This window comes from Phenylobacterium composti DSM 19425 (assembly GCF_059568645.1).
In genome coordinates, this window is the sequence record NZ_JCANTT010000019.1 from 82,232 (window position 1) to 102,332 (window position 20,101).

A 20,101-nucleotide genomic window follows, 5' to 3' on the forward strand; every position below is an offset into this window, starting at 1 on the left:
GAGGAGGGGCGGGAGGCTGCGACGCGAGGCAGCCTCCCGCCTTTCAGTTCCGCTCGTCCAGGGAATAGCCCGCGCCGCGCACGGTGCGGATCAGGTCGGCGGCGCCGGGGGGCGTGATGGCCTTCCGCAGACGACCGATGTGCACATCGACGGTGCGGGCCTCCACGTGGATGTCCGAGCCCCACACCGCATCCAGCAGGCGCTCGCGGCTGAACACCCGGCCCGGCCGCTGCAGCAGGAACTCCAGCAGCCGATATTCGGTGGGGCCCAGGTGCAGCTCCAGGCCCGCCCGGGTCACGCGATGGCGGCCGCGATCCATGACGAGGTCGGCGTAGGTCAGCCGTTCCTCCACCAGTTCGGGGCTCGCGCGGCGCAGCAGGGCCCGCACGCGGGCGGCCAGCTCGGCCATGCCGAACGGCTTCACAAGATAGTCGTCCGCCCCGGTGTCGAGCCCGCGCACCCGGTCGCTCTCTTCGCCCCGGGCGGTGAGCATGAGGACGGGCGTCGCCCGGGTCTCCGGCCGGGCCCGAATCTGGCGGCACACCTCGACGCCCGACACCTTCGGCAGCATCCAGTCCAGGATCACCAGGTCGGGCCTAGCTTCCTCTACACGCAGCAGGGCCTCCTGGCCGTCCGCCGCCCGTTCCGTCAGGAAGCCTTCCTTCGAGAGGTTGTAGTCGAGCAGGGTGGCGAGCGCGTCCTCGTCCTCGACGATGAGCAGGCGTGCGCTCATGCTTGCGTCTCCCGCGTCGTAGCCTCGGCCAGGCTGTACTTCGGCCGCTCGCCCAGGATGTCCTGACCGGTCAGCTGGAAGTGCAGCACTTCGGCGATGTTGGTGGCGTAGTCGCCGATCCGTTCGAGGTTCTTGGTGACGAAGAGCAGATGGGCGCCCGTGGTCACCTGGGCGGGCTCGCGGCTCATGAAGGCCAGCAGCTCGGCGAACAGGCTCTCGTGATGCTCGTCCACCTCGCCGTCACGGCGCCAGACATCCAGCGCCCCGGCGATCTCCCCGGCCGCCAGGGCGTCCAGCACCTCGTGCAGGCGGGCGGCCACCAGCCGGCCCATGCGCTCGACCGCCCCCATCAGGCCGGTGGCGGGCTCGGCAGCCGAGAGGATCAGGCTTCGCTTGGCGATGTTCCGGGCGAGGTCGCCACAGCGCTCCAGCGCCCCGGCCAGCTTGAGGGCGCAGACTGCAACCCGCAGCTGGTCGTCCGCCAGGTCCTGTCGGGAAATCAGCGCCAGAGCTCGGCGCTCCACGTCCACCTGCAGGGCGTCCAGGCGCAGGTCCCGGACGATCAGGGCCTGGGCGAGGGCGACATCGCGGCGCACCACGGCCTCCACCGCGTCGACCACCTGGGCCTCGGCGAGACCTCCCATGCGGATCAGGTCGGCGCTCAGGCTGCGCAGCTCGGTCGCCGCAGGGCGGGCGGTCTCGGACATCAGGAATCTCCCGACGCGCTTCTAGCGGGCTTCCACGACAGTTTTGCGACAGCGTCTAGTCCGCCGCCGGGACATAAGCGCAGAACGTCGTTCCCATCCCTTCGGCGCTTTCCACGACCAGGCCGCCGCGATGGCGGTTGACGATGTGCTTGACGATGGCGAGCCCCAGGCCGGTGCCGCCGGTCCTCTGTCCCGACACCCGATAGAAGCGCTCGGAGAGGCGCGGGAGGTGCTGGCGCGGAATCCCTGGCCCCTGGTCGATCACCCACATCGCGCCATAGAGCCCCCTGGCGTCTCCCTGGGGATCGAGCAGGGACAGCGAGACGGCGCCTTCCCGTAAGGGCGCTCGCGCGGCCTGCGCCGTCACCGCCCGGGCGGCGAGCCGCACGACCCCGCCGTCGGGGGAGTACTTCAACGCATTGTCCACCAGGTTCTGCGCCACCTGCACCAGCTGGTCGTAGTCGCCGACGACCCTCAACGGAGCGGGCGCATCCACCTCCAGCGTCAGCCTGCGCGCGGCGAGGATCGGCGCGCTGGCTCCGGCCACGTCCCGAACGACGCCGGCCAGGTCGACCTCGTCGGCCGGCGGCACATGCTCGTTCATCTCGATGCGGCTGAGCGAAAGCAGGTCGTCCACCAGCCGGCGCATCCGGCCGGCCTGCTCGTCCATGATCGCCAGGAACCGGTCGCGGGCCTCGGGATCGTCCTTGGCGTGGCTGCGAAGGGTTTCGATGAAGCCGGACAGAGAGGCCAGCGGCGTCCGCAGTTCGTGGCTGGCGTTGGCCAGGAAGTCAGCCCGCATCCGTTCGGTCCGCCGCGCGTCGGTTTCGTCGTGCAGGACGATGAAGGCCTGACCGGGACCCAGGGGCCGGACGGTCGCCCGCCAGAATCTGGGGGTCGCGCCGATCGTCGCGAACGCCGCCTCGTGCGCGGCGCCGCCCGTCCGGGCCGCATCGACCGCCTCCAGCAGGTCCAGCTGGCGCAGGGCCGCCTCCAGCGGCGCATGGGCGCGGCTCAGGGGAAACAGCTCCCGCGCCGCGGTGTTGGACCAAGTGATCTCGGGCGGCTCGCCCCGGACGATCAGAACGGGATCTGGCAGACGCTGCAGGACAGCGCGCGCGAGGGTCTCGTCCGGCAAGGGCTCGGTCACGCCGCGCGTTGTGGGCGAGGGCGCGCGCGCCGTCCAGTCCTATGGATGGTCCGCTCGCTCGAAAGCGGACGGCCTCAAGGCGTTACCGCGGGACGACGCGAGACCACCACGAGCCGGGCTGCTGTCGTGACCGAATGCCGCCTCGCGTACGGCGTGATGGCAGAGGCTGCGGCGTGAACCCGGAGCGGGAAGCCAAGGGGGCGGGACCCGGGGCAGGCGCATCCGCCCTTTTGAGCCCCGCCAACTTCTCGCCTAAGGAATATTATCAGAAATAATGCCAAGCTCGCTTCTGGCTATTACGAGACGTTCGGCGCTTTGGGCCGTCTTTCGGGCGCGCCTCATCCGATCGGGCCCAGCCGATGTCCCCGTCCGTCCGCCTGCGCCGACGGACGGGGCGCAGATGGCTACTTGTCTTCCACACAGACGCCGGTCAGGACGTACTGCGAGCCCTGGCTCATGTAGAGCCCCATCAGGTGGTTCTGCTTCGACGTGGTCGTGGCCGCGCCGCCGGCGATGTAGAGCTTGTGCTTGTCGTCGGCCGCACGCAGCGTCAGGCTCGAGGCCTTCTTGTGGTTGCTGGTGTCGCAGTAGGCGCCGCCCCAGATCTGCTTCTTGTTGTCGTCATAGACGCCGTTCAGGCACTCGCTCGACTTGCGCGGGCGCACCTGGACGTTGACCGACTTGCTGCTGGTCCGCTCGGCCCCGAACTTCACGTTGACGAAGCCGTTATAGTCGCGGCTCGACACGCTCTCAGGCACGCCCTGGAAGGTGTCCTTGACCTTGAATTTGTAGGTGGTGCCGCCAACCTTGACTTCCTTGCCGTTGAGCATCGGCGCGTAGTCCGCGTTGACATTGCAGTGCATGTCCTTGGCCAGGACCGGCGTGCCGATCATCAGGGCGGCGGCCGCCGCGGCGGTGAAGATGGTGCGCATGTCGTACCTCGTTTGCTCCGTTTCCCCCCAGTTCGGGGCGGTCCGGAAATGCGCGCGGCGGCGGTCGGCGGGTATCCCATGAACGTAGTCCCTGATTCATGGGGTGGCGGCGGCGGCTCGCCTACGCCTAAGCTTCCCCCATGACGGGTGCGAGTACCGAGTTGGCTGGGGCCGGGGTCCATCAGGTCCTCCTGATCGAGGATGACCGGGCGATCCGCCGACGGCTTCGGGACGCCCTCGCCGCCCCGGGCGACTGTCAGGTGGCCACCGCCGGCACCCTCGCCGAGGGGCGTGCGCTGCTGGCCAGGCAGCCTTTCGACCTGATCGTCGCCGACCTGCGGCTGCCCGATGGCCTCGCGATCGACCTCCTGGCCGAGGCCCGGGCCCAGTATCCGGCGGTGGAGATCCTGGTGATCTCGGTGCTGGGGGACGAGACCACCATCCTCGCCGCCATCGCCGCCGGCGCCTCGGGCTACATCCTGAAGGACGCCCTGCCCGAGGATATTCACGCCGCGGCCATCGAGGTGCTGTCCGGCGGCTCGCCGATCTCGCCGTCCATCGCCCGCTTCATCGTCCGGCGCATGCGTGAGGCGCCGGCCGCCCCCGCTCCCGCCGCCGAGGAGCTGCCCGCCCCGCGCCTCACGCCCCGGGAGCTCGATATCCTGTGGGGGATCGCCAAGGGCCTGACCTACAATGAGATCGCGGACCGGCTCGGCCTCTCGCGGCACACCGTGCCCAGCCACATCAAGGCGATCTATCGCAAGCTTCAGGTCGCGACCCGCGGCGAGGCCGTCTACGAGGCGATTCAGTGCGGCCTGATCAAGCTCTGAGGCCCCAGGCGGCCGGCAACGCCGCCTGGCGCCACGTCCTGGCCGTAGCCTGGCTCATCGTCGCCCTTGTGGTCTTCGGGGTTGTAGCCCTGGTCGCCGCCTCCCGCGAGCCGGACTACAGCCTGGCCGTCCAGAGCGCCGAGTGCCTTCGCCTGCCCGCCCCGGGCGTGGAGGGCGCCGGCCGGATCGTCCACCTGCCCTATGTGGAGCCCGGCGCGCCGGCCTCCGAGCGGCGGACCCTGCGCTGCGAGTTCGAGCTGACGCTGACCGAAGACGAGGTCAGCGCGGCGGCCATGCTGATCCCCTCCTTCGCCGACTCGGTGACCCTGGAGGTGAATGGCCGGCGGGTGGCGGTGGCCGACCTCTACATGATGCGCGACCTGCGCTTCGCCACCTTCCCGGCCTATTTCCCGCGACTGGGAGACGTCCTGGAGCCCGGAACGAACCAGTTCCGGGTGACGGTGACCACCCTGCCTGGCCGAGCCCTGGCGCTGAACCGGGTGTTCATCGGCGACCGCGCGCGGCTGAAGCCGTTCTACCACGCCCGCTGGTTCGCCGCGGCGGTGATCCCCACCGTCGCCGTGGGCGCCGAGCTGGCCCTGGCCTGCATGTTCGGCCTGATCTGGGTGGCCCGGCCGCGGGAGACCGAATTCGGGTGGATCGCGGCCACCCTGGGGCTGGCGGCCCTGCGCGGCTCGGTGCTGATGCCGGATTTCGGCATCTCGGCCCTGGAGCGCCCCTACTGGAACGTCCTGGTCATGTGGGAGGCGGCCACCTGCCTGATGTTCTGCCGGGCGCTCACCCGCCGGCCGACCACCTGGCGAACCTGGCTGCTCGCGGCCCCGCCGACGGCGGCGACGGTCCTCTTCGTGATCCAGCCCCCCATGGAGATCGCCTACTGGGCGCTCCTCGCCTGCGTCGCCGCCGTCGGCCTCTATTTCGCCGCCTCCACCGTGACGCTGCTTTACGCCGCCCGGCGGGGCGACCGCGACGCCCTGCTCGTGGCGCCGGGGCTGATCATGCTGCTGGCCTTCGGGGCCCGGGATGTGGCCATGGCGCTCAACGCCGACCCCAGCCGGGTCTTCCTGGTGCGGACGGCCTACCTGGGCTTCCTCGCCGCCGTCGCCACCTTCATGACCTTGCGGTTCATCCGCGCCATGCGCCGGGTGGACGAAACCGCCATCGTACTGCGAGAGCGGGTCGCCGAGGTGGAGGCCGAACTGCGCGCCACCTACGAAGAGCTCCGCGCCCGGCGCGAAGCCGAGGCGGTCGAGCGCGAGCGGGCCCGGCTGATGCGCGACCTGCACGATGGCCTCGGCGGCGAGTTGGCCTCGATCCTCGCCCTGTCCGACGCCCCCAAGCCCTCCGCACCGGAGATCGCCGCCCACGCCCGGGCGGCGCTCACCGACATGCGGCTGATCATCGGCTCGCTGGAGGACTACGGGGGCGACCTGTCCCTGGTGCTGGGGGCCTGGCGCGAGCGGGCCGAGCCGCAGTTGCGCGCCGCCGGCCTGACCCTGGCCTGGGATGTGGACGACGTGCCCGAGCTCCCCGGCCTCGGCCCCGCCCAGGCGCTCGACATCCTGCGCATCGTCCAGGAGGCGGCCACCAACGCCATGAAACATGCCCGCGCCGGGCGGCTCCGGGTGTCCGTCTCCACCGAGGCCGGCGCGATCACCCTGGCGATCTGCGACGACGGGCACGCCTTCGACCCCGGTGGAAGCGGCGCCGGCATCCGCAACATGCGCCTGCGGGCCGAGCGGCTGGGCGCCGAGCTCAGCGTCGGCCGCCAAGGCGACGAGACCTGCGTCATTCTGCGCCTGCCGATGACCGCCGAGGCCGCGGCGGACGGCCCGCGGCGACCTCAGGCGGACGCCGGCGTCCCATAAACATGGGATGGGCCGCAGCGGCCCGGACGCCTATCGCCGGACCGGTGATGGGGGATCTTGGAATGGCGGACTTTCGCAAGCGGCGCCGGTCGCCCCGGACGGCCGCGCCTCTCGCGGTCACGCTTTTGGCGGCGGGCCTGCTCGGCGGCTGCGCCTCGACCAGTCTTGAACGCGCGATGACCATGACCGGCGCACCCGCCGAGCCGGCCGGTTTCGAGGTCGCCCAGCGCGAGCCGCTCAACGCCAGGGCCCACCTCGTCACCGGGCTGGGGCTGATGGGCCGCGCCGGCCGCACCCGGGCCGATGTGGAGATCGCCCGCAGCGCCTTCGCCACCGCCGGGCGTCTGGCCCCCGACCTGTGGGAGCCCATGGCCGCCCTCGCCGCCGCCCACTACCGCCTGGGCGAGTATCGCGAGGCCCTCGCCGCCCTGTCGGAGGCCGTGGAACGCCGGGGGAGTCTCGGCGACCTCGCCCTCCCCTATGCCCTCCTGGCCTACCGGGCCCAGGAGCCTGAGCTGGCGCGCCTCGCCTTCGCCGCCGCCGGGCCGGAGGCCGCCATGGCGCCGGAAGCAGCTTTCCTCCGTCGTGCGTTCGAAGGCGGCGGCGCCTGGCGTCCGGCGCCCGTCCAGCCGTCGCGCCCGGCCGCGCCTGTCCCGGACGCGGAGCGCAACATCCTCATCGAGGCCTTTCTGATCCGCGACAGCCGCAGCGCCAACCTGAACCAGGGCCTGAACCTTTTGGACAGCCTGGCCCTCCAGTTCGAGGGGACGCTGGTCAACTACAGCTATGGCGGCGACTCCTCGGAGACCAGCGGTTCGGTCGCCATCACCCTTCCGGCGGTGACCTATTCCCTGAACCTCGCCAGCCGCGATCTCTCGCGCGTGTCCCTGGAGGCCAGTCCCGTGGTCCTCGCGCGCCAGGGAAAGACCTCCAAGTTCCTGGAGGGCGGTTCGGTCCTCATCGTCCCGCTGGCGGACGACAGCGACCCGGTCGAGCGCGACGTGGGCATCGTGCTCGAGGTCACCCCCGAGCGGATCGGCGCGGAGGAGGTCGATCTGGCCGTCACCCTCGAGCTGTCCAACATCACCGGCCAGAGCGTGAACAGCGCCGGCCGCGGCGCCAGCCTCCTGCAGACCGACAAGTCGCGGGTGGAGGTCTCGGCCCGCGTGCCGTTCGGCAAGGCCGTGCTGGTCGGCTCCACCGGATCGCTCACCCGGCGGGAAAGCCGCAGCGGCTCCCTCGTCTCGGGTGAGGCTCCAGGCCTGTCGGTCCGCGGCGGCGGGGCGAGCCGGCGCGAGGTCCTGGCCCTGGTTTCGGTCCGCAGGGCGGAGGATGAGGTCGCGCCGCCCCTCGACGCCGCCGCCCTCGCCCGGCGCCTGTTCGGCGTGGAGCTCCCCGCCGCTGGGGCCTATGGCGCCCGCCCGTCGGATACGCCGGACCCCCGGATCGAAGGGCTGGTCCAGCGGGCGCGCGCGTCGGCCTGAGGGGCCGGGCCGGGCGGGCGGATCAGAGGCCGACGCCGCCCAGCGGGATGGTTTCGAAACGCTCGCCGAAGCCGGCGATCAGCGGTCGGGCCCGGGCGATCGCAGCCTGGACCTGCGGCAGCTGCAGCGAAGCCCTGTGATGTTCGGCGTCGGTCCAGACTTCGGTGACCCAGACGGCGTCGGGGTTCTCCGCGTCGGCGGCGACCACATAGCTCAGACAGCCGGGCATGCCCTTCGAGCCCGAGAGCATGGCCTCCACCAGGGCGTCCCGCTGGCCCGGCTTGGCCAGCACCTTTCCGATCAGTCCGTACATGCGCGACCCTCCCTCGGCCGTCGCGGCGGGCGTGGCCGCGAGCGCAGCGGTCCCCAGGGCGAAGGCTCTACGATCCAGCCACATCCGGCAGCTCCAGCTCGCCCTGGGCGATTTTCCGGAGCGTATCGACGAAGAACGCCGGTTCCAACGCCTTGACCCGCGCCTCCAGCGCCTCGGGCGTGTCGCCGGCCGCGATCGGGACGTCGAGGGTCGCGAGCGCGGGGCCGTGGTCGTATTCCTCGTCCACCACATGGATGACGATGCCGCTGTGGGCGCGACCGGAGGCCAGGACGGCCTCGTGCACCCGGCGGCCGTACATGCCCTGGCCCCCGAAGTCCGGCAGCGGGCCGGGATGGATGTTGACGATCCGCCCGGCGAACCGCCCGAGCGTCACCGGTCCCAGGCGGCGCAGGTAGCCCGACATGACGATGAGCTCGGCCCCGGCCTCGGCCATGGCCTCGGCCAAGCGCACGTCCGCGGCCTCCGGATCAGCCGCCGTCGGCACGCACAGGGTCGGCAGGCCCGCGGCCTGCGCCCATTCCAGCGCCCCGGCCTTGCGGGTGTTGGTCACCAGCAGCCGCGCCTCGGCCGCGAGATCACCCGACCGGATGGCCTCGGTCACCGCCCGGGCGCTGGAACCGTTCCCGGACGCGAGAAAACCGATCTTAAGGGGCCGGGAAATCACAGGTTTTCAGGTCCGAGCTGATGTTCGAACGCCAGGCCGTCATAGGCCGGCTCGACCCCCTCGGGCAGCTGCGCCGCCAGGGTGTCGAAGTCGAGGTCGATGTGCAGGTTGGTGAGGATGGCGCGCTTGGGTTTCACCCGGTCGATCCACTCCAGGGCGAGGTCCAGGTGCGCGTGGGTCGGGTGCGGCCGGTAGCGGAGCGTGTCGACGATCCAGACCTCCACGCCCGCCAGGGCGGCGAATGCGGCCTCGTCCAGGCCCACCACGTCGCTGGAATAGGCCACGCCGCCGAACCGGTAGCCCACCGAGCGCACGCCGCCGTGGTCCTGGTCGAAGGTGACCACGGGGATCGGTCCCGACGGCCCCTCCACAGCCCAGGCCTCGCCGTGCGGCGGCAACGGGCGGTCGTCACAAATGGCCGGATAGCCCCCCTCGCCTTCGAAGATGTAGCCGAAGCGGCGCTTCATCGTCCCGTGCGTGGCGGGGTCCATGTAGCAGGGGATGCGCGCCTGCTGGCGCAGATAGAAGGCGCGCACGTCGTCCAGACCATGCACCTGGTCGGCGTGGTCGTGGCTGAGCAGCACGGCGTCCACCCGCTTCACCCCGGCCCGGGCGGTCTGGATGCGCAGCTCGGGCGAGGCGTCGACCAGGAGGGTCGTCTGCGGCCCCTCGCCCTTGCGCCGGACCAGCAGCGAGCAGCGGGTGCGGAAGTTCTTGGGGTTGGCCGGGTCGCACGCGCCCCATTCGCCGTCGGCGCGCGGCACGCCCCCCGACGAGCCGCTGCCCAGGACCACGACCTCCAGCGTCCCGCTCACGGCCGCGGAATCCGGTCGAACAGGGCGAAGAAGGCGTCCTCGGTGCGGGCTTCGGCCTCTTCCAGGGTCCAGCCGCGGATTTCGGCCAGCTTGGCCAGGACGTGCGGCAGGAAGGCGGGCTCGTTGCGCCGCCCGCGGTACGGTACGGGCGCCAGGTAGGGGCAGTCCGTCTCGACGATGATCCGGTCGGCGGGCATCTCGGCGATCACGGCGCGCACGTCATCGGCGGTCTTGAAGGTGGCGATCCCCGCCACCGAGAACCAGGCTCCGAGGCCCGCCGCCTTGCGGGCCAGGTCCGCCCCCGAGGTGTAGCAGTGCATCAGCATGCGGAACGGGCCGCGGGCGTACTCCTCCTCGAGGATCTGGCCCATGACGTCGTCGGCTTCGCGGGTGTGAACCACCAGGGGCAGCCCGGTTTCCCGCGCCGCCTCGCAGTGGACCCGGAACACCTTGGCCTGGATGTCCCGCGGGCTGAGGTCGTAGTGGAAGTCGAGGCCGCACTCGCCGATGCCCACCACGCGGGGGTCCTGGGCCAGGTCGACCAGCGTCGCCGCGGCGAGCTCGGGGTTCTCCTTGGCTTCATGCGGATGGGTGCCGACGGTGCACCAGATGTCCGGGTGCATGGCCACGGCCCGCACCGCCTCGAAGTTCGAGACACGGTCGCAGATATTGACCATCAGCCGGACGCCCGCCGCCAGGGCGCGGCTGATCACCGCCTCGCGGTCGTCATCGAATTGCGGCGCGTGCAGATTGACGTGGCTGTCGATGAGCATGGGAAAATTAGGCCTGGGCGGCCTGCTTCAGTTCCGAGAGCGCCGCGAACAGCGCATCGGTGCGGTCGAGATTTAGGGCCTCGACCTCCCGCGGCAGGCGCTGCAGCGTCTCCCACGCCTGGACCCAGCGATCAAGGGAACCGAGCCCTTGGGCGGCCCGATCGGCGACCATGGCGTGCACCCGGTCGGCCAGGCGGTCGAACAGCAGGGCGAAGGCCTGCGGCCCCTCCCCGCCCCGGAAGCTCTCGGCCAGCGACAGGGCGCGGGCCTCGTCCACCCGGGGAAGGTCGGCGATCAGCTCGCGGGCGGCGTCGTCCACGGCGAGCGCATTGGCCGCGGCCAGGGCGAGGGCCCGGCCGGGCGCGCCTCCGGCCATGCGGGCCAGGCGCAGGGACTCCTCCATGTTCACGTCGGCATGGCGACGCACGAAGCCCGCGGCGTCCTCCAGTTCGAGCGGATGGAACGCCAGCCGGCGGCACCGCGAGCGGATGGTGGCCAGCAGCCGCCCCGGCGAATGGGAGATCATGAACAGCACCCCCCGCGGCGGCGGCTCCTCCAGGGTCTTGAGGATGGCGTTGGCGGCGTTGACGTTCAGGTCGTCGGCGGCGTCGATGATGGCCACCCGGTGCGGTGCGGCGGCGGGCGACTTGGAGAAGAACTCGCCCAGGCGGCGGGCGTCCTCCACGGGGATCACCTTGCGCGGCTTGCCGTCGGCCCCTTCCCGCTCCAACACCAGCAGGTCGGGGTGGCTGCGGGCGGCCACCTGTCGACTGACGGGATGCTCGGGATCGGAGCCCAGCCCGCCATAGGCCGGCGCCGGCGGGGCGCCCAGCAGGCGGCGGGCGGCGCGGTAGGCGAAGGTGGCCTTGCCGACGCCCTCGGGACCGGTGAGCAGCCAGGCATGGTGCAGGCGGCCGCGGGCGCGGGCCTCCTCGAAGGCGGACTCGGCCCCGCCCTGGCCCTGCAGCTGGAAGACCTCGCGGGGATGCGGGACCTGGGTTTCAGCCATGGACGGCGAGCCGTTCGGCCACCGCCTGCCAGACGGCGGCTTCCACCGCATCCATTGACTGCGTGGCGTCCACCAGGACGCAGCGCTCCGGCTCCGCCTCGGCGATGGCGCGGAAGCCTTCGCGCAGGCGGGTGTGGAAGGCCATGCCCTTGCTCTCGAAGCGCATCTCGCCGCCGACCCGGGCGTGGGCCCGCTCCAGGCCCACCTCGGGCGGAAGGTCGAACACCAGGGTCAGGTGGGGGCGCACGTCCTCCAGGATGTGGGCCTCCAGGGCGGAGATCAGGGCCGGATCGGTCCCGCCGGCCGCCCCCTGGTAGGCCCGGGTGGAGTCGGCGAAGCGGTCGCAGATCACCCAGGCGCCCCGATCCAGGGCCGGCCGGATCACCCGCTCGATGTGATCCCGGCGGGCGGCGTACATCAACAGGGTCTCGGTGACCGGGCTCCAGCGATCGGCCGCGCCGTTCAGGACGAGATCGCGGATGCTCTCGGCCCCGGGCGAGCCGCCCGGCTCACGGGTGGTGACGATCTCGAGCCCCTGCGCGCCCAGGCGCGCGGCCAGCCGCTTCACCTGGGTGGTCTTGCCGGCCCCCTCGCCGCCTTCCAATGTGATGAACCGCCCGCGCGCCACGGGGGCCAAAATGGCCCGTTCGCGACGGATGTCCAGCCGCTTAGAACGACCTCAGCACCCGGGCGTCGGCGAAGCCGACTTCCGCCACCCGATCACGCAGGGCGTAGGCCTGGGCCTCGTCCCCTGGCGCAGGCAGCAGCACGCGGTAGAGCGTCACCCCGTCGGCCCGTTGCAGGGGCTCGATGGTGGCCGGACCGGCGAAGGCGAGCTGGGCCGCGGCGCGCTCGGCGTTGCCGGGATTGGCGAAGGCGCCGGCCTGAATCCGGAAGGCCGACGGGGCTGCGGACGCCAGCATCGGCGCGGGCGCGGGCCGGGCCGGCGGGGCCGCCAGCGGCGCCGCCGTGATCGGTTCAGGGGACGGGAAGCGGCTGACCACCTCGGTGACCGCCGGCTGTTGCGGTCGTGCGGCCCGCGCCGGAGCAGGCGTCGGCGTTCGGTCAGGCCGAACGGGCGCCGAGGCGTAGCGCACCCCGGCGTCTCGATCGAGCAGCGGCGCCGGCCCGATGTAGCGCACGCGCACCCGGGCGATCCCCGCCCGCTCGAAGCCCAGCTGCCGGGCTGCTTCCCGGGAAAGGTCGATGATCCGGTTGCCCACGAACGGCCCCCGGTCGTTCACCCGCACCCGGATCTTGCGGCCGTTCTCCAGATTGGTGACCTCGACGATGGACGGCAGCGGCAGGGTCGTGTGCGCGGCGGTCACCGCGTTCATGTCGAAGATCTCGCCGTTGGCGGTGGCCTTCAGGTGGAAGGCGTCGCCGTACCACGAGGCGATCCCGACCTCGTCATAGTTGGGCTGCTCGCGGGGCACGTACCAGACCCCGCCCACCTGATAGGGCTTGCCCACCTTATAGCCGCCGGCCCCGGCGGTGGCCGGCGGGCGGCCGCCCTTGCCGCCCTCCGTCGCGTACCTGGGCGTCACGCAGGCGGCCAGGAGGGCGCTGGCCAGCAGCACGCCGAGCAGGTTCACGATGCGAGCGCGCGCCATGCCGAGCCCTCCCGAAATTCCCGGAAAGCTTGCGGGCCAACGCTTGCGCCAGGGTTAACGGAGGGTTGCGGTGGAGCCGCCCGCCCGGCCCTGCTATAGGCGGCGCCGCCGGATGGGTGGCCGAGTGGTTTAAGGCAGCGGTCTTGAAAACCGCCGTGGGTTCACGCCCACCGTGGGTTCGAATCCCACCCCATCCGCCAGGCAAGGCTGCGCCCTGCTCTTTTGCGCTTGAGGCGGTTTGTTCATCTCCTATCTAACCGGCTTGCGGCATAGGCCGTGTCGATAGCCCGCGTTTGCACATCGGGCGAACTGCGGTAGCTGAGCGTCCTGATGTCCATCAAGAAGATCGTCCTAGCCCTCCTCGCCACGATGGCCCTCGCGGCCCCGGCGGCGGCGCAGGCCCAGCCCGGGGCGTCGATCTACGGCGTGTGGCGCAACCCCAAGAACAGCGTCCATGTGGACGTGCGCCCCTGCGGCGAGAGCGCCTGCGGCTATGTCGTCTGGGCCAATGCAGAGGCCCAGGCCGACGCCCGCAAGGGCGGGACCCCAAACCTCATCGGGCTGCAGCTGTTCCGCAACTTCAACCAGCAGGCCAATGGCCGCTGGCGCGGCAAGGTGTTCGTGCCCGACCTCAATGTGACCTTCACCGGCATGGCCGAACTGGTCGACAACGATCACCTGCGGGCCCGGGGCTGCCTGATCGCCAACATCGCCTGCAAGTCGCAGGTCTGGGTGCGCATCGCCGCCCCGCGCTGAGCGCTCAGCGCTTCTCCACCCGCGCCGAGACCCGGGGCCTCACATAGGCGGCCTGCCGCAGGCGGAAGCGGTCGGCCATGATGATGCGGATGCCCGGCCGGTAGTCGTAGATCGTCTCGCCCACGATGACGCTCTCGTTCGGCCCCAGGAACCCGGGCGGCGTGGTGGGCGCCGGGCTGGACGGGAAGTTGCGGCTGACGCTCCAGTCGGCCGAGACCACGCCCTGGGCGTTGGTGGACAGGCTGGTGATCCGCTCCCCCAACGGCGCGGTGGGATAGGGCCGCATCATGGCGTCGCCGGCCCGGAGGATGTCGTTCAGTTCGGCCTCGCCCAGCGACCGGGACTGGGAGGCGACGTCGGCGATCGAGGCCGCCACATGGCCCACCCGCGTGCGAACCTGCCAGGCCTGGACGAACTCCACCACGGCCAAGTGCAGGATCACCAGGAACGGCAGGATCAGGGCGAACTCCGCGGCCGCCGCGCCCCGCTCGTCCCGGACAAGGCGTCCCAGCGCCGCCCTCATTGATAGGGCTCGTTCTTGAAGGCGGTGCGGGCGTCCAGCATCACCTCGCCCCGCCCGGCCGGTTCGCCCACAAGCGCGATCTGCGGCATGAACAGAGGATAGCGATAGCTGGCGCGCACCACGATGATGTCCCCCGCCTCGCCCTTGTCGAAGGCGCCGTCGGGGGCGTCGTCCGCCGCCGCGGCGGCCTGGGCGAAGCTCGCATAGCGCTCCACGCTCACCCGCACCCGCTCGCGGCACCGGTCGTCGTCCTCCCCGAGGCCGCGACAGATGAGCGCCCTGAAGGCGGCCGCGTCCGCCGGTCCGTCGTCCTGACCGGTGCGGATCATCCGGCTAGCCCGGGCCACCGCATTGTCGAGGACCGCCGAGGTCATGCCGAGGACCGCCACCTCCAGGGTGGCGCACAGCAGGAAGATCAGGATCGGCGCCACCAGGGCGAACTCGATGGCGGTTCCGCCCCGCTCGTCACGGTGGAAACGGCGCACGGCCAAGAGCGCCTCCTCGCCGAAGACAGTTGAAACCGGCGGCCATCCTCGACGCTCGGCGCAAAGGCCGGGTTAAGCCCAGGCGCGCCATGGTGGACGCGCGCTTAACCAGTTCCGCACACGCGCCGTTATCCCCGCGGGCCCCATGCTCCCGCCGCCATGGGCTGGATGCGTATCCCCATGCCGCGGCGGCTGCGCCGCGGCCTTCAGCGGCTGGCCGAGGATCGCGGCAATGTCGCGATCACGGTGGCGCTCGCCATGCTGCCCATCTCGTTCGGGACCCTGGCGGCGGTGGACCTGGCCCGGGGCGCCAGCGCCCGCGTCCAGCTGCAGGACGCCCTGGACGCGGCCGCGCTCGGAGCGGCGCGCGCCACCTCGGCCGATCCGGCCGTGCTGCAGGCCAGGGGCGAGCAGCTGCTGCGCCAGAACCTGTCCCTCGGCGAGGATTTCGAGCTGGTGTCCTCGTCCTTCCGGTTCGCGGAAGGCAACAGGGTGCTGGCCCGGGCCCAGGTCCGGGTGGAGCCCTATGTGGCCGGCCTGATCGGCGCCTCCGACATGAACATCACCGTCGATGCCGAGGTGGTGCGCGCGGGCATGAAGCTCGAGATCGCCCTCGTGCTGGATAACACCGGCTCGATGGACCAGAACAACAAGCTCAAGCACCTGAAGGACGCGGCCACCGCCTTCGTCAACAAGATGGAGGAAGCGGCCCGGGGCGCCTCCGAGCCCAACACCATCAAGATCTCGCTGGTGCCGTTCTCCCACACCGTCCGGCTGGAGCCGTCGGTCTATCGCCACGCCGCCTGGATCGACCAGAACGGCAGTTCGCCCATCAACAACGAGATCTTCACCACGGCCAACGGCGTCCAGTGGGCCAATCGCTTCACCCTGCTCGAGCAGCTGGGCGAGACCTGGGCCGGCTGCGTGGAGAGCCGCCAGGCGCCCTACGACATCCAGGACACCCCGCCGACCAGCGGCGCGACGCTCTTCACCCCCTACTTCGCCCCCGACGAACCGGACCTGAAGGCCGAGTGGTACTTCGACCGGTTCCCGCACAACTACCTGTCGGACGAGACGCTCAACGCCAAATGGCGGGTCCGTCAGGGCAACCTTGCGAAGTACAAGCGCAAGCACCGCACCGACTGGAGCAAGGGCCCGAACACCGGCTGCGACATCCGCCCCATCGTGCGGCTCACCACCGACTTCGCCGCCCTGCGCACGGCGATCAGGAACCTCACGGCCTCGGGCTCGACCAACATTCCCATGGGCCTGGTCTGGGGCTGGCACACCCTGGCGCCCCTCCCGCCCTTCAACGACGGCGTCCCCTACCGGGCCGACAAGCACAAGAAGATCGTGGTGCTGATGACCGACGGCGAGAACCAGATCTCCTCCATCGATACCCCCAACGGCTCCAGCTACACGGGCATCGGCCACATCCGGCAGAAGCGCGTCCTCAACGCCGCCGGCGTCGGCATCGACCAGAACACCAGCAATCCAGACCGGACGGCGGCGCTCGATCACCGCCTGAAGCTGCTCTGCGCCAACATGAAGGCGTCGGCCAAGGACATTGAAATCTATACGATCCGGGTCGAGGTTAAGTCGGGATCCAGCACCGTTCTGAAAACCTGCGCTTCGTCCGCCGACCACTATTACGACGTCAGGGACGCCTCGCAGATGACCCTGGCGTTCCAGAGCATCGCCGGCCAGATCGCCGCCCTGCATCTGGCCCGCTAGGCGGCAACATACCGCCGCTCTCTGCGTTCAGCCCGCATGAGCCCTATGCCTGGTCCGAATCTCGGCCTGACCCCCGAAGAGCGCGGCCTTCTCCATGCGGCCCTGAACGGCCCCTTGGTCGATCTTGGTGCGGAGGAGCTCGCCGCCTGCGTCCGTCTGTGCAGCCTTGGCCTCCTGCAGCGGTCTGGCGGCGTGGCCGCCGCCAACGGCTGGCGGGGATCGCCCCATGCCTTCTTCCTCACCCGCGACGGCTGGACGCTGCTGAAAGCCGACCACGCGGCGCCGGCGATGCGCCGCGCCATCTAGGACAGGGCGCCGCGCCGGTGTAGAGGCCGGCCATGCCCTCCGACGAGATCCTGGTGGACGCCCGCGGCCACCGTTGCCCGGTGCCCACCCTGCGCCTCCGGCGCGCCCTGGAAGCCGCCCCTGCCGGCTCCCATGTGCGGCTGCTTGCCGACGACCCCCTGGCGCGTATCGACGTGCCCCACTTCGCCGGCCAGGCCGGGGCGACGGTCCTGGAGCAGTCAGAACGCGACGGGACGCTCAGCTTCGTGGTGGTCAAGCCCTAAGCACGCCCGCGTGCAGGGCCAGCTCCACCTCGGTGGCGAGGGCCCCGCCGAAGAACAGGGCGTTTACGTTCCACGACAGCCAGATCAGGAAGATCACAACCGTGGCCACCGAGCCGTAGGTGGCGCCCAGCTGGGCGATCTGCTCCACATAGAAGCCAAGGGCCCACGAGGCGAAGATGCACAGGGCCGCCGCGGCGATCCCGCCCAGCAGGGAGGCGCGCCAGTCCACCGGGTCGCGTGACATGGCCCAGCGGTAGATCATCGCCATGCCGGTGCTCATGCCTACGCTGGCCCAGGTCCATTCGCTGAAGAGCCACGAGGCGCCCCGCAGCGGCCGAAGATCGAAGGTCTCACCCAGGATACGGAAGCCGAAGAAGACCACCGAGAGGGCGCCCAGCCCGGCGAACACGGCCAGCAGCACCGCCAGGGCCAGCAGATTGAAGCCGACGAATCCCCGGGGCTTGTCCTCGTCGTGGATGAACGACAGGCCCGCCAGCAGGGCCTTGAAGCCGCGGTGGGTGGCGTAGCCGCCGACCACCAGGGCGACGCCGCTCTGCAGCGACACCGTCTCGAAGGGCGCATGGCTGAGCCGCAGCATCTCGTTCTGGAAGATCAGCCGGGCGGCGTCGGGCAGGATCCTGGCGAGGTATTCGCCCTGCCGCGCGGCTTGGGCCGGGTCCGACACCAGGCTGTAGACCCCCATCAGAATGGCCAGGGCCGGGAAGATCGCCAGCATGGCGAAGAAGCTGACGCCGCCCGTGTAGAGCATCACGTCACGCCCCCAGAGCCGGGTCAGCGCCCGACCAAGCACCACGAGGGTCGTCCGCGCCCAGTGGACCGGATCCCAGTCAGCGGCGCGCAGCCGGTCGGGAAGGCTCTTCATCGGGCGCAGGGTGGTCAAGGCGCTCCTGACTCGCAACCCGCCAGGCGAAAACCATAACGGCCCGCCACCTTGCGAGTGACGGGCCGCCGATGGGCGTGTCGTTCCATCCGGGCCGGCCGCCGCTTCGAGGGACGGGAGAGCGCGACGACCGTCCGGACGCGAAAATGCGGCTCTGTGGCTGAACCCAGTCTGAACGGCGCTTTCAGCTTCCGAGCGCCTGGATCTCGGCCTCGGTCAGGCCCCAGTCGGCCAGGGCCTTGGCGGTGTCTGCGCCGATCTGCGGCGGCGGGCCCTGGATCTTGCCGGGAGTGGCCGAGAAGCGCGGCGCGGGGGCCGGCTGGGTGACGCCCGCCACCTCGACGAAGGTCTGCCGGGCCTGGTTGTGCGGATGCTTCGGCGCCTCGTCGAGGTCGAGCACCGGGGCGAAACAGACGTCGGTGGCTTCCATCAGCCCGCACCACTCGGCCTGGGTCTTGGTGGCGATGACGGCGGCGAGCTTCTCGCGCAGCACCGGCCAGGCCGTCTTGTCCATCTGCCGCTGGAAGTCGGGATCGGTGATGCCGGTCTTTTCCAGCAGCAGGGCGTAGAACTGCGGCTCGATGGAGCCGATCGACACCCATTTGCCGTCCGCGCAACGGTAGGTGTCGTAGAAATGCGCCCCGCCGTCGAGAAGGTTCGCGCGCCGCTCGTTGGTCCAGGCTCCGGCCGCCTTGAAGCCGTAGAACATGGCCATCAACGAGGCCGCCCCGTCGCTCATGGCGCAGTCCACCACCTGCCCCTGCCCGGTCTCCCGGGCATGGATCACCCCGGCGAGCAGGCCGAACGCCAGGTAGAGCGCCCCGCCCCCGAAGTCGCCCACCAGGTTCAGGGGCGGAACCGGCTTGTCCTCGGTGCCGATGGCGTGCAGCGCCCCCGTGATGGCGATGTAGTTCATGTCGTGGCCGGCGGCGTGGGCGTAGGGTCCCGTCTGACCCCAGCCGGTCATGCGGCCATAGACCAGCTTGGGATTGCGCTTGAGCGCCACGTCGGGGCCGAGGCCGAGCCGTTCCATGACGCCGGGGCGGAAGCCCTCGAACACCGCGTCGGCCTTTTCCATCAGCTTCAGGCAGGTCTCGACCGCCGCGGGGTCCTTCAGGTCCAGGGCCACCGAGCGCCGCCCGCGCGAGGTGATGTCGGACGGGGCGCCGCCCCGACCGCCCTTGCGGTCGATCCGGACGACGTCGGCGCCGAGGTCGGACAGCAGCATGCCGCAGAACGGCCCCGGCCCGATCCCTGCGAATTCGATGATCTTGAGGCCCGTCAGCGGTCCCTGGCGCATGTGTTTCCTCCGAACTTGCCGGCGATTCTAGGAATCCTGACGCGCCGTCAGCCAAGGGCGCTCAGCCGCCGCCGGGCAGCGACTGGCCGTCGTCCACCGTCACCAGGGTGCCGGTGATGGCCGAGGCCGCCGGCCCGACCAGCATCAGGAAGGCCGCGTCCAGGTCCGAGGCCTCCATCAGCCGGCGCCGCGGGAAGCCCTTGAGCTGCTTCTGGCCGCCCTCCGTCGGCCACCAGTTGGTGTTGATGTCGGTGTCGATATAGCCCGGGCACAGGGCGTTGACGGCGATGCCGCGGCGGGCCCACTCCCGCGCCAGGCTCTTGGTCAGCATCCCCACCGCGGCCTTCGAGGCGCAGTAGGCCGACAGTCCCGGCAGAACGGTGTGGCTGGCGATGGAGGCGATGTTCAGGATCCGCCCCTCGATCCCGGCGGCGATCATCCGCCGCGCCGCCTCGACAGCGGCGAAGTAGGTTCCGCGCACATTCACGGCGAAGGTGTTGTCGAAGGCCTCGATGGAGAGCTCCAGGGCCAGCCCCTCGCCGCCCACCCCGGCGTTGTTCACGAGGATGTCGATGGGGCCGAGCCTGGCCTGCACCTCGTCCAGGGCCGGCGCGATGGCGTGGGCGTCGGCCACGTCCAGCGGCAGGGCCACGGCCTTGGCGCCGCCGGCGGTCAGTTCGACGGCCAAGGCCTCGATCCGGTCGACGCGCCGCGCGGTGAGCGCCACCGCCGCGCCCTCCCGGGCCAGCACCCGCGCGAAATGCGCTCCGAGACCGCCGCTGGCGCCCGTGACCACCGCCACCTTGCCCGACAGTTGTCCGCTCATCCCCTGCTTCCCTCCCAAGCTTCAGCGTTTCTGCAACCTTTGCGCGCCTAGTGGTCTGTTTTGGGCGCCGCGAT

General features: G+C 71.0%; 23 protein-coding genes and 1 tRNA gene. 8 read left to right on the top strand and 16 right to left on the bottom strand.

Annotation, left to right across the window (positions count from 1 at the left end; genetic code table 11):
• Positions 1 to 43 precede the first annotated feature (43 nt).
• From phoB to BO64_RS14950, 4 genes are all read right to left on the bottom strand, one after another.
• Positions 44 to 733: a phosphate regulon transcriptional regulator PhoB gene (gene phoB, locus BO64_RS14935; RefSeq protein ID WP_496404110.1), complete on the bottom strand. Its 690-nt coding sequence runs from the start codon at positions 731 to 733 to the stop codon at positions 44 to 46.
• A complete protein-coding gene (phoU, locus tag BO64_RS14940; RefSeq protein ID WP_496404111.1) occupies positions 730 to 1,440 on the bottom strand; it encodes a phosphate signaling complex protein PhoU in 711 nt (236 codons plus the stop codon). Before phoU ends, phoB begins: the two co-directional genes overlap by 4 nt.
• A gap of 55 nt (positions 1,441 to 1,495) precedes the next feature.
• Positions 1,496 to 2,590, bottom strand: a complete 1,095-nt coding sequence (locus tag BO64_RS14945) for an ATP-binding protein (protein WP_496404112.1) — start codon at positions 2,588 to 2,590, stop codon at positions 1,496 to 1,498.
• A 404-nt stretch (positions 2,591 to 2,994) separates the two neighbouring features.
• On the bottom strand, positions 2,995 to 3,522 hold the full coding sequence (locus BO64_RS14950; protein ID WP_496404113.1) for a hypothetical protein: 528 nt from the start codon (positions 3,520 to 3,522) through the stop codon (positions 2,995 to 2,997).
• Between the two features lie 140 nt (positions 3,523 to 3,662).
• On the opposite strand from BO64_RS14950, the gene BO64_RS14955 reads away from it, so the two are divergent.
• From BO64_RS14955 to BO64_RS14965, 3 genes are all read left to right on the top strand, one after another.
• A complete protein-coding gene (locus tag BO64_RS14955; RefSeq protein ID WP_496404114.1) occupies positions 3,663 to 4,352 on the top strand; it encodes a response regulator in 690 nt (229 codons plus the stop codon).
• Complete coding sequence (locus tag BO64_RS14960; protein WP_496404115.1) at positions 4,331 to 6,241, top strand: sensor histidine kinase; 1,911 nt, start codon at positions 4,331 to 4,333, stop codon at positions 6,239 to 6,241. The genes BO64_RS14955 and BO64_RS14960 overlap by 22 nt, the downstream gene beginning before the upstream one ends.
• Before the next feature lie 182 nt (positions 6,242 to 6,423).
• Positions 6,424 to 7,725 carry a secretin GspD/PilQ domain-containing protein gene (locus BO64_RS14965; protein ID WP_496404116.1) on the top strand — a complete coding sequence of 434 codons (1,302 nt, stop codon included), beginning with the start codon at positions 6,424 to 6,426 and terminating at the stop codon, positions 7,723 to 7,725.
• A gap of 22 nt (positions 7,726 to 7,747) precedes the next feature.
• On the opposite strand, the gene BO64_RS14970 is transcribed toward BO64_RS14965, so the two are convergent.
• The 7 genes from BO64_RS14970 to BO64_RS15000 form a co-directional block, all read right to left on the bottom strand.
• Entirely contained in the window at positions 7,748 to 8,038 is a 291-nt protein-coding gene (locus tag BO64_RS14970) for a putative quinol monooxygenase (RefSeq protein WP_496404117.1), read from the bottom strand.
• 67 nt (positions 8,039 to 8,105) lie between these two features.
• Complete coding sequence (gene purN / locus BO64_RS14975; RefSeq protein WP_496404118.1) at positions 8,106 to 8,723, bottom strand: phosphoribosylglycinamide formyltransferase; 618 nt, start codon at positions 8,721 to 8,723, stop codon at positions 8,106 to 8,108.
• A complete protein-coding gene (locus BO64_RS14980; protein WP_496404119.1) occupies positions 8,720 to 9,538 on the bottom strand; it encodes an MBL fold metallo-hydrolase in 819 nt (272 codons plus the stop codon). The genes purN and BO64_RS14980 overlap by 4 nt, the downstream gene beginning before the upstream one ends.
• The gene (locus BO64_RS14985; RefSeq protein WP_496404120.1) at positions 9,535 to 10,311 is read right to left on the bottom strand and encodes a TatD family hydrolase; all 777 of its coding nucleotides are present in this window, start codon (positions 10,309 to 10,311) and stop codon (positions 9,535 to 9,537) included. The genes BO64_RS14980 and BO64_RS14985 overlap by 4 nt, the downstream gene beginning before the upstream one ends.
• Before the next feature lie 7 nt (positions 10,312 to 10,318).
• The gene (locus BO64_RS14990; protein WP_496404121.1) at positions 10,319 to 11,320 is read right to left on the bottom strand and encodes a DNA polymerase III subunit delta'; all 1,002 of its coding nucleotides are present in this window, start codon (positions 11,318 to 11,320) and stop codon (positions 10,319 to 10,321) included.
• Complete coding sequence (tmk, locus tag BO64_RS14995; protein WP_496404185.1) at positions 11,313 to 11,948, bottom strand: dTMP kinase; 636 nt, start codon at positions 11,946 to 11,948, stop codon at positions 11,313 to 11,315. The genes BO64_RS14990 and tmk overlap by 8 nt, the downstream gene beginning before the upstream one ends.
• A 40-nt stretch (positions 11,949 to 11,988) precedes the next feature.
• Positions 11,989 to 12,933, bottom strand: a complete 945-nt coding sequence (locus BO64_RS15000) for a septal ring lytic transglycosylase RlpA family protein (protein WP_496404122.1) — start codon at positions 12,931 to 12,933, stop codon at positions 11,989 to 11,991.
• A 110-nt stretch (positions 12,934 to 13,043) separates the two neighbouring features.
• Between BO64_RS15000 and BO64_RS15005 the strand changes: the two genes are divergently transcribed.
• Together BO64_RS15005 and BO64_RS15010 are read left to right on the top strand one after the other, a co-directional pair.
• Positions 13,044 to 13,133 (top strand) — tRNA-Ser (locus BO64_RS15005).
• Between the two features lie 130 nt (positions 13,134 to 13,263).
• A complete protein-coding gene (locus BO64_RS15010; protein ID WP_496404123.1) occupies positions 13,264 to 13,689 on the top strand; it encodes a DUF2147 domain-containing protein in 426 nt (141 codons plus the stop codon).
• A gap of 4 nt (positions 13,690 to 13,693) precedes the next feature.
• Here BO64_RS15010 and BO64_RS15015 read toward each other — a convergent pair whose 3' ends face one another.
• On the bottom strand, positions 13,694 to 14,212 hold the full coding sequence (locus tag BO64_RS15015) for a TadE/TadG family type IV pilus assembly protein (protein WP_496404124.1): 519 nt from the start codon (positions 14,210 to 14,212) through the stop codon (positions 13,694 to 13,696).
• Positions 14,209 to 14,697, bottom strand: coding sequence for a TadE/TadG family type IV pilus assembly protein (locus tag BO64_RS15020; RefSeq protein WP_496404186.1), 489 nt, complete (start codon positions 14,695 to 14,697; stop codon positions 14,209 to 14,211). Before BO64_RS15020 ends, BO64_RS15015 begins: the two co-directional genes overlap by 4 nt.
• A 168-nt stretch (positions 14,698 to 14,865) precedes the next feature.
• Here BO64_RS15020 and BO64_RS15025 point away from each other — a divergent pair, with 168 nt between their 5' ends.
• The 3 genes from BO64_RS15025 to BO64_RS15035 are packed head-to-tail and all read left to right on the top strand — an operon-like array spanning position 14,866 to position 17,000.
• Positions 14,866 to 16,431, top strand: coding sequence for a pilus assembly protein TadG-related protein (locus BO64_RS15025; RefSeq protein WP_496404125.1), 1,566 nt, complete (start codon positions 14,866 to 14,868; stop codon positions 16,429 to 16,431).
• Between the two features lie 45 nt (positions 16,432 to 16,476).
• The gene (locus BO64_RS15030) at positions 16,477 to 16,737 is read left to right on the top strand and encodes a hypothetical protein (protein WP_496404126.1); all 261 of its coding nucleotides are present in this window, start codon (positions 16,477 to 16,479) and stop codon (positions 16,735 to 16,737) included.
• Between the two features lie 32 nt (positions 16,738 to 16,769).
• Complete coding sequence (locus tag BO64_RS15035) at positions 16,770 to 17,000, top strand: sulfurtransferase TusA family protein (RefSeq protein ID WP_496404127.1); 231 nt, start codon at positions 16,770 to 16,772, stop codon at positions 16,998 to 17,000.
• Here the strand turns inward: BO64_RS15035 and BO64_RS15040 are convergent.
• From BO64_RS15040 to BO64_RS15050, 3 genes are all read right to left on the bottom strand, one after another.
• Positions 16,990 to 17,901 carry a YihY/virulence factor BrkB family protein gene (locus BO64_RS15040; RefSeq protein ID WP_496404128.1) on the bottom strand — a complete coding sequence of 304 codons (912 nt, stop codon included), beginning with the start codon at positions 17,899 to 17,901 and terminating at the stop codon, positions 16,990 to 16,992. The genes BO64_RS15035 and BO64_RS15040 overlap by 11 nt on opposite strands.
• Positions 17,902 to 18,085: 184 nt before the next feature.
• A complete protein-coding gene (locus tag BO64_RS15045; RefSeq protein WP_496404129.1) occupies positions 18,086 to 19,201 on the bottom strand; it encodes a CaiB/BaiF CoA transferase family protein in 1,116 nt (371 codons plus the stop codon).
• Positions 19,202 to 19,262: 61 nt separating this feature from the next.
• On the bottom strand, positions 19,263 to 20,027 hold the full coding sequence (locus BO64_RS15050) for an SDR family NAD(P)-dependent oxidoreductase (RefSeq protein WP_496404130.1): 765 nt from the start codon (positions 20,025 to 20,027) through the stop codon (positions 19,263 to 19,265).
• Positions 20,028 to 20,101: the final 74 nt, after the last annotated feature.